10 protein-coding genes are annotated in these 12,692 nt (G+C 66.8%); 9 read left to right on the top strand and 1 reads right to left on the bottom strand.

Features of this window, described 5'->3' with window-relative positions; all coding sequences use genetic code 11:
• Window positions 1-46 precede the first annotated feature (46 nt).
• A complete protein-coding gene (locus tag QF047_RS01265) occupies window positions 47-1,009 on the top strand; it encodes a hypothetical protein (protein ID WP_307273068.1) in 963 nt (320 codons plus the stop codon).
• Between the two features lie 85 nt (window positions 1,010-1,094).
• Here the strand turns inward: QF047_RS01265 and QF047_RS01260 are convergent, their stop codons facing one another.
• Complete coding sequence (locus QF047_RS01260) at window positions 1,095-1,493, bottom strand: cupin domain-containing protein (RefSeq protein ID WP_307273066.1); 399 nt, start codon at window positions 1,491-1,493, stop codon at window positions 1,095-1,097.
• A gap of 424 nt (window positions 1,494-1,917) precedes the next feature.
• Here QF047_RS01260 and QF047_RS01255 point away from each other — a divergent pair, with 424 nt between their 5' ends.
• The 8 genes from QF047_RS01255 (at window position 1,918) to QF047_RS01220 (ending at window position 12,659) form a co-directional block, all read left to right on the top strand.
• Window positions 1,918-2,718, top strand: a complete 801-nt coding sequence (locus QF047_RS01255; protein ID WP_307273063.1) for a hydroxypyruvate isomerase family protein — start codon at window positions 1,918-1,920, stop codon at window positions 2,716-2,718.
• Between the two features lie 3 nt (window positions 2,719-2,721).
• Window positions 2,722-3,684, top strand: coding sequence for a 2-hydroxy-3-oxopropionate reductase (locus QF047_RS01250; RefSeq protein WP_307273061.1), 963 nt, complete (start codon window positions 2,722-2,724; stop codon window positions 3,682-3,684).
• 171 nt (window positions 3,685-3,855) lie between these two features.
• Entirely contained in the window at window positions 3,856-5,634 is a 1,779-nt protein-coding gene (gene gcl / locus QF047_RS01245) for a glyoxylate carboligase (RefSeq protein WP_307273058.1), read from the top strand.
• 45 nt (window positions 5,635-5,679) lie between these two features.
• On the top strand, window positions 5,680-6,879 hold the full coding sequence (locus QF047_RS01240) for a glycerate kinase (RefSeq protein ID WP_307273055.1): 1,200 nt from the start codon (window positions 5,680-5,682) through the stop codon (window positions 6,877-6,879).
• A complete protein-coding gene (gene allB / locus QF047_RS01235; protein WP_306636121.1) occupies window positions 6,872-8,215 on the top strand; it encodes an allantoinase AllB in 1,344 nt (447 codons plus the stop codon). Before QF047_RS01240 ends, allB begins: the two co-directional genes overlap by 8 nt.
• A gap of 9 nt (window positions 8,216-8,224) precedes the next feature.
• Window positions 8,225-8,956: a winged helix-turn-helix domain-containing protein gene (locus QF047_RS01230; RefSeq protein ID WP_307273051.1), complete on the top strand. Its 732-nt coding sequence runs from the start codon at window positions 8,225-8,227 to the stop codon at window positions 8,954-8,956.
• A gap of 81 nt (window positions 8,957-9,037) precedes the next feature.
• Window positions 9,038-9,517: a thioredoxin-dependent thiol peroxidase gene (gene bcp, locus QF047_RS01225; RefSeq protein WP_306636125.1), complete on the top strand. Its 480-nt coding sequence runs from the start codon at window positions 9,038-9,040 to the stop codon at window positions 9,515-9,517.
• A 373-nt stretch (window positions 9,518-9,890) separates the two neighbouring features.
• On the top strand, window positions 9,891-12,659 hold the full coding sequence (locus tag QF047_RS01220; protein ID WP_307273049.1) for a LuxR C-terminal-related transcriptional regulator: 2,769 nt from the start codon (window positions 9,891-9,893) through the stop codon (window positions 12,657-12,659).
• Window positions 12,660-12,692: the final 33 nt, after the last annotated feature.

The raw sequence follows: 12,692 nt of genomic DNA, 5'->3' as shown, positions 1-12,692 counted from the left end.
CCGGTGCTGCCGTCCTTCGCGCACGCGCGCGGGAAAAGGAGCCTCCATGAGCCACCCCAGGTCGAACGAGCGCCAGTCGGCATGGGCCGTATCAGCAGCACCCACGCCTGATCACCGGGAGCGCAGCGTGAGCCCGTGGACTTCAGTGCTGATAGGAGTCCTGGCGGGGCTGCTGGGCCTGGCGCCGTGGCTGGTGACCGGCGCACGGCTGCCGCTGCAGAACTTGTGGGCAACGGAAGTTCTTCCGGCACAGATGCCGGTATCGCTGCTGCCCCTGAGCCAATACGAACTCACTACACTGGTGACCCTAATGACAGTGGGTGGAGCCCTTGCCGGTTTCACGGTTCGGCTGTGCCGGCCGGGACGACGTCGGGCGGCAACTTGGAGCGCGGCGGCGGGCGTCCTCGCGGTTCAGGCTGCAGCCACGATCCAGGCGTTCAGTGTTGTCCGTGCCGGCCTGGTGCCGGGATCCGCCTCGGGTCTTTACTTCGCGGGCCTGCTGGCGGGGGTGATGGCCGCCGTCGCTGCCAGCGTGGTGGCGCTGTTCCTCCTGGCGTCCAAGTCACCTGCCCTGGCCGCTTTGGGGCTGGGCGTTATGGCGGTCCCCTTTGCGTCCTGGGCGGTGGAATGGGTGGTGAACCTCGCCGGCGTTGGCAACGTACCTGCCGCGGTACCCACGATCGCCCGCTGGCTACCCGCAGTGCTGGTAGGCCTGGCGTTGGCTTGGTGCGGGTTCCGGCCCACCATCCGCATCCTGGTCTGGGCAGCGGACCTTGTACTGCTGTGGGTAGTGCCGGCGCTGTTCATATCAGTCAACTACGTCTTTGGCACCCGCATTTACCTGGGCGACTTCGAGGAGATGGCCTTGATGGGACGGCAAATCCTGGCAGCCACCCTGGGCCCGGCCGGCGGGGCAGGACCACTTATCCTGCTCGCGACCGCCATCGCCCTGGCGGGAACTGGCCTCCAGGAAGTACGCCGCAGGCGGCAGGCGCGGCCTGCGGCGTGAGGCCGTGCTTTTATCCGTGAGTCCGCTTAAGCGTGAGTCCGTGCTTGGCGGTGCTTTTAGCGCCGGAACAGCCAGCAGGAATAACTCAAATCAGCGCGTGCATCCCGAAGCTGCGCGGCCTGCCGAACGAGGCGGCACCGAGGAACTCGACGCCGACGAACGGCTCCTCCCCCACCACCCACTCATCATGTCCGGGAGGCAGCGCATAGGTGTCATTGGCGTGGATGGTTGACCGCCCGCCGTCGGCCGTTTCAACCTCAAGCTGCCCGGAGATGCAGTAGCCAAGGTGGTGGTGCTCGCAGAAGTCGGTCAGCTCGGCGGGCTTGGCGGAGAGGGACCAACGCCAGCCGGGCGCGAGGATCAGCCGCGCCACCGAATAGTCGTCCACCGTGACAAGATCGAACTCCGCCTTGTCCGGGCAACGCTTCCTATCGGGATCATCAAATGATTTGACTGCCAACGCTCTGATGAAATTTGCGGTCATGTGGACACAGCCTGTTGATCGGGATGAGGACGCCTGGCTGCGAACCAGACGGTGGGTTCGGATACCGACGAGCGGTGAAGTATAAGCGAGACCTTGAGCCGTACACGCCTTTGCCCCCGGCGCACACGCGTTCGCCAGGCGGTGCCAGCGTATCTCTAACCGTAGCCCTACCGCCCCTGAAGTCAATGGGGAAAACCTTTCAGCAAAAGCCAGCCCGCGCCGCCGCAAACAAGGGCCAGGGGACATCCCCTGCCCCTTCACGGCAAGGAGGCTGGTGAGAGCCGCCGCCTCAAGCCCCCTTGACTCACCCCGCCCTCCTTCCCTACACTTTTCATAAAGCAGAATCTAAATTCCACAAAGCGGAAACGGTAGGAACCGGAGAAGCAGAGAAGATAGATCAAAGCCCTCCCTGGAAGGACCTACGATGACGTACACAGTGAACTGCTCCATCCTCCTCACGGAGCTGCCCCTGCTCGAGCGCCCGGCCGCAGCCAAGGCAGCGGGCTTTGATGCTGTCGAGTTCTGGTGGCCCTTCGAAAGCTCAGTCCCCGGCGACGCCGAGGTCACCGGATTCGAGAACGCCGTCACGGACGCCGGCGTGCAGCTCACCGGCCTGAACTTCAACGCCGGCAACATGCCCGGCGGGGACCGCGGCCTGGTCTCCTGGGCCGGCCGCGAGTCTGAGTTCAAGGACAACATCGACGTCATTGCCGAGATCGGCGCGCGTCTGGGCTGCAAGGCGTTCAACGCCCTCTACGGCAACCGGCAGGACGACTTCACCCCTGAAGAGCAGGACGACCTCGCAGTCAGGAACCTTGCCGCGGCAGCAGAAGGCGTGGCCCGGATCGGCGGCACCGTCCTCCTCGAGCCCGTCAGCGGCGCACCCAGGTACCCGCTCCTCACGGCTGACGACGTACTCAGGGTCATCACCCGCGTGAAGGCGGAGGCCGGCGTCGACAACATCAAGTTCCTCGCCGACTTCTACCACCTGGCGGTCAACGGCGACGACGTCGAATCCGTCATCGAGAACCATGCCAAGGACTTCGGGCACATCCAGATCGCGGACAACCCCGGCCGAGGCGCCCCGGGCACGGGCACCCTCCCGCTCGGCGAGTGGACCGCCCGCAGCCGCGAACTCGGCTACGAGGGCTACATCGGCCTCGAATACAAGGAACCGCAGGAAACAGCCTTCAGCTGGGCCATCCGCCAGCACGCCTCGCAGTAACCGGTGATTGAGCTTGTCGAAATCCGGGTTTCGACAAGCTCAACCACCGATGGCCCACCACTCAGACTTTCAGTAAAGGAAAAAACAATGAGCAACGTTGCAGTTATCGGCCTCGGAATCATGGGCCTGCCCATGGCCATCAACCTGGTCAAGGCCGGCCACGCCGTCACCGGCTTCAACCGCAGCCAGGACAAGATCGACAAGCTCGTCTCCGAAGGCGGCAAGGGCGCCACCAGCATCGCGGACGCGGTCAAGGATGCCGACGTCGTCATCACCATGGTGCCGGACTCCCCTGACGTTGAGGGCGTGGTCAGCGGCAAGGACGGCGTCTTCGCCAACGCCAAGCAGGGCACCTTGTGGATCGACGCCTCCAGCATCCGCCCGGACGTCGCCAAACGCCTCTCCGACGACGCCCGCGAAGCCGGCATCCGCCCCCTCGACGCACCGGTCAGCGGCGGCGAGCAGGGCGCCATCGACGCCGCCCTCTCGATCATGGTGGGCGGCGACAAGGCAGACTTCGAGACAGCACAGGGCGTCCTGACCGCCGTCGGCAAGACCATCGTCCATGTGGGCCCCTCCGGCTCCGGCCAGACCGTCAAGGCAGCCAACCAGCTCATCGTCGCGGTCAACATCGAGGTCCTCGGCGAGGCCATAGCCTTCCTCGAGGCCTACGGCGTGGACACCGACGCCGCCCTCAAGGTCCTCGGCGGCGGCCTGGCCGGCTCCAAGGTCCTGGACCAGAAGGGCCAGAAGATGCTGGACCGCAACTTCGAGCCCGGCTTCCGCCTTGCCCTGCACCACAAGGACCTGGGCATCGTCACCTCAGCCGCCCGTGAAGCCAACGTCGCCATCCCGCTTGGCGCCGTCGTCGCCCAGCTCGTCGCCGCCACCGTCAACCAGGGTGACGGCGCACTGGACCACTCCGGACTCTTCAAGCAGGTCCTCCAGCTCAGCGGCCGCAAGTAGGTTTCAGCGGGCTCAATCACCGGTGATTGAGCCTGTCGAAATCCAGGTTTAGACCGGCTCACCCAACGAACTTTTAATGCCCTCACCAGCAGGGCTTCCTACAGCACACCCAAAAACAGGTTTCGACAGGCTCAACCACCGGGCCCAACCACAGCTTTCAAGGAGCACACCATGAGCAAGATGCGTACCGTTGATGCAGCGGTTGCCATCCTGGAAAAGGAAGGCGCCATCGAGGCGTTCGGCCTGCCAGGCGCGGCAATCAACCCCTTCTATTCCGCAATGCGCGCCCACGGCGGCATCCGCCACACCCTGGCCCGGCACGTAGAAGGCGCCAGCCACATGGCCGACGGCTTCAGCCGCGCCCAGGACGGCAACATCGGAATCTGCATCGGCACATCCGGCCCCGCCGGAACGGACATGATCACGGGCCTGTACGCCGCCTGGGCCGATTCCATCCCCATGCTCTGCATCACCGGCCAGGCGCCTGTTGCCAAGCTGCACAAGGAAGACTTCCAGGCCGTGGACATCGAGTCCATCGCCAAGCCCGTCACCAAGATGGCCATGACCGTCCTGGAGCCCGGCCAGGTCCCAGGTGCCTTCCAGAAGGCCTTTCAGCTGATGCGCTCCGGCCGCCCCGGCCCGGTACTGCTGGACCTGCCCATCGACGTCCAGCTTGCCGAGATCGAATTCGACATCGATACCTACGAGCCGCTGCCCGTCGAAAAGCCCAAGGCCAGCCGCAAGCAGCTGGAAAAGGCCCTGGACATGCTGACCGCAGCCCGGCACCCGCTGATCGTGGCTGGTGGCGGCATCATCAACGCCGGCGCCTCCGCCCAGCTGGTTGAGCTGGCCGAGGCCCTGAACATCCCCGTTATCCCCACCCTCATGGGCTGGGGCACCATCCCGGACGACCACCGCCTCATGGCCGGCATGGTGGGCCTGCAGACCTCCCACCGCTACGGCAATGAGAACTACCTGCAGAGCGACTTCGTGATCGGCATCGGCAACCGCTGGGCCAACCGCCACACCGGCGGACTGGACACCTACACGGCCGGCCGCAAGTTCGTGCACATCGACATCGAGCCCACGCAGATCGGCCGCGTGTTCTCGCCGGACCTGGGCATCGCGTCCGACGCCGGTGCGGCGCTGGCTGGGCTGGTTGAACTCGCCAGGGAGCGCAAGGCGGCCAGGTCCCTGCCGGACTACAGCGCCTGGGTTGCCGAATGCGCCGAGCGCAAGGCCTCCCTGCACCGCAAGACTCACTTCGAGAACATCCCCATCAAGCCGCAGCGCGTGTATGAAGAGATGAACAAGTCCTTCGGCCGTGACACCATCTACGTGTCCACCATCGGGCTGTCCCAGATCGCCGGCGCGCAGATGCTGCACGTGTTCGGCCCGCGCAAGTGGATCAACGCAGGCCAGGCAGGCCCGCTGGGCTGGACCGCTCCGGCAGCCCTCGGCGTCGTGCGCGGCAAGCCGGACGAGACGGTGGTGGCCCTCTCCGGCGACTACGACTTCCAGTTCATGATTGAGGAACTGGCCGTGGGCGCGCAGTTCAACCTGCCGTACATCCACGTGGTGGTGAACAACTCCTACCTGGGCCTGATCCGCCAGTCCCAGCGCGGCTTTAACATGGAGCAGAACGTGTCCCTGGCGTTTGACAACATCAACTCGCCCGAGACAAACGGCTACGGCGTGGACCACCTCAAGGTGGCCGAGGGCCTGGGCTGCAAGGCCGTCCGCGTGGAAGACCCCAACGACCTCGCCGCCGCCTTCGACAAGGCCAAGGCACTGATGGGCGAATTCCAGGTTCCCGTGGTGGTGGAAGTGATCCTGGAAAAGGTCACCAACATCTCCATGGGTGTGGAAATTAACGCGGTGAACGAGTTCGAGGAACTGGCCGAGACCGCCGCCGACGCCCCCACCGCAATCCTGGCGCTGCAGGCCTAAACCTGCACACCTGGAACCTGCACACCTAGAACAAGAAAGACAGCCATGCGGATCGTCATTGCCCCGGACAAGTTCAAAGGGTCCCTGTCCGCCCCCGAAGTGTGCAGCCACCTGGAAAAGGGGCTGCAGCGCGGAGCGGGCGGGAACCTTGAGGTCCTGCGGATCCCGGTAGCCGACGGCGGTGAGGGCACCCTGGACGCCGCCGTCGGCTCCGGCTTCACCCGCCGCAGCGCACTGGTGGCCGGGCCAATAGGCGAACCGGTCACGGCCGACTTCGCTGTCCGGGGCAATGAGGCAGTCATCGAAATGGCGGCTGCCTCGGGCCTGGCCCTGCTCCCCGCCGGAGCATTGGTTGGGGGACGGCCAGGCCCGGCGGCGGCGCGCACCGCCACCAGCCTGGGCACCGGCCAGCTGATCCGCGCCGCCCTCGACGCAGGCTGCAACCGCATCATCCTGGGCGTGGGCGGCAGCGCCAACACCGACGGCGGCGCCGGCGTCCTGCAGGGGCTCGGCGCCCGGTTCTTCGATGCAGCGGGCACCGAACTTCCGGCCGGCGGTGCCGCTTTGGCCCACCTGGACCGGATCGACTTCGGCGGGTTCGAACCCCGACTGAAGGACACACGCTTTGTGCTAGCGTCCGACGTCGACAATCCCCTAATGGGCGCCCAGGGCGCCGCGGCGATTTTCGGCCCGCAGAAAGGCGCCAAACAACAGGACGTCGGCTTGCTCGACGCCGCCCTGGCCAGGTTTGTCGAAGTCCTGGCCAGGGAAATCGGACACCGTGCCATCAAGGCGTCGGAAGCCCCGGGCGCCGGAGCGGCAGGAGGCGTGGGCTACGCAGCCATCGCCGTACTGGCCGCAACCCGCCGCCCAGGCATCGACGTCGTCCTCGAATTCACCGGACTGGAGCAGAGATTGGCCGGCGCCGACCTGGTGATTACGGGCGAAGGCAGCCTGGACGAGCAAAGCCTGCTGGGCAAAACGCCCATGGGCGTTGCCCGGGCCGCCGCCGGGCAGGGCGTTCCGGTGATCGCGGTCTGCGGCCGGACCACCCTTCACCGGAACCAGGCCAGCGCCGCGGGATTCGACGACGTTTACGCTTTGACCGAGCTGGAAAGCAATGTAGACAGGTGCATAGCAGAGGCTGCACAGCTTCTGGAGCAGCTGGGCACGCAGATCAGCGGAAGGCTGGCAGCAAACAGGCTGGCCCGCACCGCCACCACCAAGGAGGACCTCCATGTCTGAAGAACGTTTTGACCTGGTCATCCGCGGCCAGCGCATTCTCACCACCGCCGGCCTCGCACCCCGGGAGGTTGGTGTCCGCGGCGGAAAAATCGTCGCGCTCGAACCGCTGGGCAACGGCCTGGCCGGCACCGAGGTCATCGAACTGGCCGACGACGAAACCCTGATCCCCGGCCTGGTGGACACCCACGTCCACGTCAACGAGCCCGGCCGCACCGAGTGGGAGGGCTTCGCCTCCGCCACACGGGCCGCGGCAGCCGGCGGCGTCACCACCATCATCGACATGCCCTTGAACTCCGTCCCGCCCACCACCACAGTGGAAAACCTCAAGCTCAAGCGCGAGGTGGCCGAGGACCAGGCGTTCATCGACGTCGGGTTCTGGGGCGGCGCGATCCCCGGCAACAAGGGCGACCTGCGCGCCCTGCACGATGAAGGGGTGTTCGGCTTCAAGTGCTTCCTCCTGCACTCCGGTGTGGACGAGTTCCCGCACCTGGAGGCGGACGAAATGGAAGAGGACATGCGCGAGCTGAAGTCCTTCGACTCGCTCATGATCGTCCACGCCGAGGACTCCCACGCCATCGACCACGCGCCCCATCCCGGCGGCGCGCACTATTCCACCTTTCTCGCCTCCCGCCCGCGCGGCGCCGAGAACAAAGCCATCGCCGAGGTGATCGAACGGGCCCGCTGGACCGGTGCGCGTGCTCACATCCTGCACCTCTCGTCGTCGGACGCGCTGCCCATGATCGCCTCCGCAAAGCGCGACGGTGTGAAGCTCACCGTGGAAACGTGCCCGCACTACCTCACGCTGATGGCCGAGGAAATCCCGGACGGCGCCACCGCCTACAAGTGCTGCCCGCCCATCCGTGAGGCCTCCAACCGGGAACTACTCTGGCAGGGCCTGCTGGACGGCACCATCGACTGCATCGTCTCGGATCACTCCCCCTCCACGCTGGACCTGAAGGACCTGGAAAACGGTGACTTCGCCGTGGCGTGGGGCGGCGTTTCGTCGCTGCAGCTGGGCCTGTCCCTGATCTGGACCGAGGCCCGGCACCGCGGCATCCCGCTGGAGCAGGTGGTGTCCTGGATGGGCGAGAAGCCGGCAGCCCTCGCCCGGCTCTCCACCAAGGGCCAGCTGGCGCTGGGCTACGACGCCGACTTCGCCGTCTTCGCCCCGGACGAGGCCTTTGTGGTGGACGTGTCCAAGCTCAAGCACAAGAACCCCATCACTCCCTACGACGGCAAGGCCCTCTCCGGCGTGGTCCGGAAGACGTTCCTGCGCGGCGCCGTGGTGGACGGCCAGACCCCCACGGGCAAGCTGATCCGCCGCGGCGGAGTCTAAGGACGCCCCGTGGCCGTGGAAGCGCACTACCCAAGGGGGTTGTCCCGGCATCCGGTTCCTGCCAAACGGGCGGCGGCCCGCGGCCTTGCCGTGTGGGTGGTTCCCGAGGAGGGCACCAGCCCCGAACTGCTGGCCCGCGCCGCCCAGCTGGTCCTTGCCCGGGCCCTGCAAACTGCTCCGGAGGCGGAAGTCCATTGGCCTGCCGCCGGGGCCCCCACGTCCGGGGTCTCCGCCCCAGCGGAAGGAGCCGCAGACCACTCCTCCCGCACTCCTTCCGCGGCGGAGAACCCCGGCGCACGTGAAGAAGCACCTGAAGAGGCCCCTGAGGGGGCACCTGAGGGGGCACCTGACGTGGCACCCGCCGCGCTATCCAGCGAGGACGACGGCGGCACGCGGCTGCCGCCGTCCGCCGGCCCCGTGAGCCGGGTCGCCGTAGACCTGGCGGCCGACCAGGTCCTGCTGGACGGCACGCCGGTGGCGCTGACCGGCGTCGAGTTCAAGGTGCTCCGGTACCTGGTGACCCACCTGTCCCGTCCGGTGGACAGGGAGGAACTCCAGGAGTTCCTCGATTCGTTTGAAACCCCCGGCGCCTCGGCCCGGTCCATCGACGTGTACGTGGGCCGGATCCGCCGGAAACTCGGCAATGCCCGCCATGCCGTGGCCACCGTACGGGGCGGCGGATACCGGTTTATGCCGGGCACCTGCGCAACTGTCCGGGGTCCGGCGGAATACTGCATATGACGCCGGAGTTGTATGACTAAGCGGGAACCCGCTTCACTTGATGTTTTGCCATTGACTGACAAAGACTTCCAAAGGAACGCCATGAGCCAGACCCTGACCACCAAGCTTCAGCCCGGAACCCAGGCCCCTGATTTCACCCTTCAGGACGCCCAGGGCCGCGAGACCGCCTTGGCCGACTACCGGGGCAAGAACGTCATCGTGTACTTCTACCCCAAGGCCGCCACCCCCGGCTGCACCACCGAGGCCTGCGACTTCCGCGACAGCCTTGCCTCCCTGCAGGGCAAGGGCTACGAGGTCATCGGCATCTCCCCCGACGCCCCGGAGGCACTGGCCGGCTTCACCGGCGACTTCTCCCTCACGTTCCCGCTGCTCTCCGACGAGGACCACGCAGTTGCCCTGGCCTACGGCGCCTGGGGCGAGAAGCTGGTCGACGGCGAGATCGTTGAAGGGATCGTCCGTTCCACCGTGGTGGTGGACCCCGCAGGCTACGTCACGCTCGCCCAGTACCAGGTGAAGGCCCAGGGCCACGTGGCAGCGCTGAAGGAAGCCCTGGGAATCTAGCTTTCCCCGGACGTGCCATCACGTCCCGCAGCTTTTCCCCGGACGCGCCATCACGTCCCGCAGCTTTTCCCCGGACGCGCCATCACGTCCCGCAGCTTTTCCCCGGACGCGCCATCACGTCCCGCAGCTTTTCCCCGGACGCGCCATCACGTCCCGCAGCTTTTCCCCGGACGCGCCATCACGTCCCGCAGCTTTTCCCCGGACGCGCCATCACGTCCCGCAGCTTTTCCCTGGATGCCCCCGCACTTCCTGCGGGGGCATCCAGCGTTTAACCCAGGCTTATTGCCTTGCTTCCACCGCCCATTCGAACCGGTACGCTGGTGCTGGTTACCGCGTGGAGGCTCTGGCGGTGCACGTTGAAACGGGGAGTCCTATGGCACGTCCGCTCATCGCGACGAAGCTGTTCGTCCCGAAGGTGCGATCCCAGGTTGTGACCCGCGCACGGCTTCTGGAGCGCCTTCGCCGAGGAGCCGATGTGCGGCTGACCCTGGTGTCTGCCCCGGCCGGATTCGGCAAAACCACCCTCCTGGCCCAGTGGTTGGGCACCGGGCCGGACAACAGGGCGCACGAACGGCCGGACGAACGGCGGGTCGCCTGGGTCTCGCTAGACGCAACCGACAAGGAATCTTCCAGTTTCTGGACCTACGTGGTGTCGGCGCTGCAAGGAGCAGTGCCAGGCGTCGGATCATCAGCCCTGGAGTCCCTCGCTTCCCCCGCTGCGCCGGTCGAGGGCGCGCTCACCACTCTGGTCAACGACCTGGCCGCGGCCCCGAGCGAGGTGTGGCTGGTTCTCGACGATTACCACCTCGTCGATAACCCGGAAGTGGGCAAAGGGCTGGCCTTCCTGCTGGAGCACCTTCCGCCCAACATCCACGTGATCATCAGTACCCGGGCAGACCCGGGGCTCCCGCTGTCGCGCTGGCGGGCACGGGGCGAGCTAGTGGAAGTGCGGGCAGCGGAACTCCGTTTTACGTCCCAGGAGGCAGCCGCCTACTTCAACGAGGCAGCCGGGCTGGGTCTTTCCGAGGCGGAGGTAGCGGCCTTGGAGCAACGCACAGAGGGGTGGGTTGCCGCCCTGCAGCTGGCAGCACTCTCCCTTCAGGGGCGCGCGGATATTGCCGGTTTCGTTGCCGGGTTCGCCGGGAACGACCGGTACATCGTGGACTACCTGGTCGAGGAGGTACTGGAGCATCAATCCCAGGAGGTCCGGAACTTCCTGCTGAACACGTCGGTTTTGGACCGCCTCAGCGGGCCCCTCTGCGACGCGGTAACGGGCGGCGGGGACGGGAGCTGGATGCTCACCGCCCTTGAGCGCGCCAACCTTTTTCTCGTTCCGTTGGACGACCGGCGGGAGTGTTTCCGCTACCACCACCTTTTCGCCGACGTCCTGCGGGCGCGCCTGCTCAGCCAGCAGCCCGGGCTTGTGCCACTGCTGCATGAGCGCGCCAGCCTCTGGTACGAACACAATGCCTTGACGGATGAAGCAGTCAGGCACGCGCTAGCGGGCCAGGACTTCGGCCGTGCCGCCCACTTGATGGAACTGGCGGTCCCCGTGATCCGGCGCGAGCGGCAGGAGAGCCTGCTGTTCGGCTGGCTTAAGGCACTGCCAGACGACGTGGTCAGGCGCAGCCCCGTTCTCAGCGTCTTTTACGGGTTTATGCTGATGGCCACCGGTGACCTGCAGGATGTGGAGGCCCGGTTCGAGGACGCCGACGTTGCGCTGGCCGCCGTGCCGCCCGGCCACCCTCTGCCCTGGGCCGACACCGAGGAGCTGCGCGCGCTCCCCGCCACCATCGCCGTATACCGCGCTTCGCTGGCCCAGGCACGAGGTGATGTGGCCGGGACGGCGGAGCATGCCCGGCGGGCTCTTGAACTGGCCGGTCCGAACGACCATCTTTCGCGCGGTGCAGCCGCCGGGTTCCTGGGCCTCGCCGCCTGGGTGGGAGGGGACGTGGAGTCCGCGCTCGAGACTTTCACGCAGGCTGTGGAAAGCCTGCATGCGTCCGGCAACCTCGTCGATGCCCTGAGCAGCACCGTGATCCTGGCTGACATGTGGCTCGCCGCGGGCCGTCCCGGCCAGGCGCGGCGTCTCTACCTGGATGGGCTGCGGCTGGCCGAGTCGCTGGGGGACCGCGTGGCCCGGGCAACGGCGGAACTGCATGTAGGGCTCAGCGAAATTGAGTGTGAAGCCGGGGATCCCGCCGGCGCGGAAGGACACCTCCGGGAAGCAGCCGCGTTCTTTGACCGGTCCCCCATGACAGAGAGCCGGTACCGGTGGTTTGTCGCCAGGGCACTGACTGCCTGGGCCGGCGGAAGTCCGGACGACGCCGTCGGCCTCCTCGACCAGGCGGAGCAGCTCTACCGGCGGGGGTTCTTTCCGGAGGTACGCCCCATCGCTGCCATGAAGGCCAGGATCCGGATCGCCCAGGGCGAACTCGCTGAGGCCGGCGACTGGGCGAGGGCAAGGCGTTTGTCCGTCACCGACGACGTCAATTACCTGAGCGAGTTTGACCACCTGACGCTCGTGCGGCTTCTCATCGCGCAGCTCAGAGGACAGCCCGACGACGGCGGCGCCAACGACGAGGCAGCCCGCCTTCTGGAGCGGCTGCTTGAATCCGCTGCGGCAAACGGCCGGGCCGGAAGCATCGTGGAGATCCGCATGCTGCAGGCACTGCTCGAAGACGTCCATGGACACCGGCAGCGGGCCCGCGACATGCTGGGCCGCGCCTTCACAGAGGTACCGGAACCCGGCGGCTATGCACGGCTCTTCCTCGCGGAAGGGGCGCCGATGCTGGGACTGCTGCGCGACGCCGTCGAGCACGGAACCGGCGGCGACCACCCCCGCCGCCTTCTCAGCATGGTTCCGCCGGCAGATGCTGAAGCCCCTGACCAGGGCCACGAGCCGCCCGGCCCGGACAGGCAGGCCTCGACGGGCGCGGTGTCAGCCGCCGAAAAGCTGAGCGGGCGGGAACTGCAGGTACTCAGGCTCCTCGACAGCGAGCTGAGCGGGCCGGAGATTGCACGGGCACTGTTCATCTCGCACAACACCCTGCGGACCCACACCAAGCACATCTTCGCGAAGCTCGGCGTCAGCAACCGGCAGGGCGCGGTCCGGCGGGCACGCGAACGGCGCCTGATGTAAACACAGCAGACTGTAACTGCGGCCCCATTTAAT

It is taken from the genome of Arthrobacter sp. W4I7 (genome assembly GCF_030816215.1).
GTDB lineage: Bacteria > Actinomycetota > Actinomycetes > Actinomycetales > Micrococcaceae > Arthrobacter > Arthrobacter siccitolerans_A.
The sequence above is the reverse complement of the archived record's forward strand: the minus strand, read 5'-3'. Positions and strand labels throughout refer to the sequence as shown.

Coding starts and splice junctions, on each gene's coding strand:
- QF047_RS01265 (WP_307273068.1), top strand. CDS start 47: ATGAGCCACCCCAGGTCGAACGAGCGCCAGTCGGCATGGGCCGTATCA.
- QF047_RS01240 (WP_307273055.1), top strand. CDS start 5,680: ATGCGGATCGTCATTGCCCCGGACAAGTTCAAAGGGTCCCTGTCCGCC.
- gcl (WP_307273058.1), top strand. CDS start 3,856: ATGAGCAAGATGCGTACCGTTGATGCAGCGGTTGCCATCCTGGAAAAG.
- allB (WP_306636121.1), top strand. CDS start 6,872: ATGTCTGAAGAACGTTTTGACCTGGTCATCCGCGGCCAGCGCATTCTC.
- QF047_RS01260 (WP_307273066.1), bottom strand. CDS start 1,493: ATGACCGCAAATTTCATCAGAGCGTTGGCAGTCAAATCATTTGATGAT.
- QF047_RS01220 (WP_307273049.1), top strand. CDS start 9,891: ATGGCACGTCCGCTCATCGCGACGAAGCTGTTCGTCCCGAAGGTGCGA.
- QF047_RS01255 (WP_307273063.1), top strand. CDS start 1,918: ATGACGTACACAGTGAACTGCTCCATCCTCCTCACGGAGCTGCCCCTG.
- bcp (WP_306636125.1), top strand. CDS start 9,038: ATGAGCCAGACCCTGACCACCAAGCTTCAGCCCGGAACCCAGGCCCCT.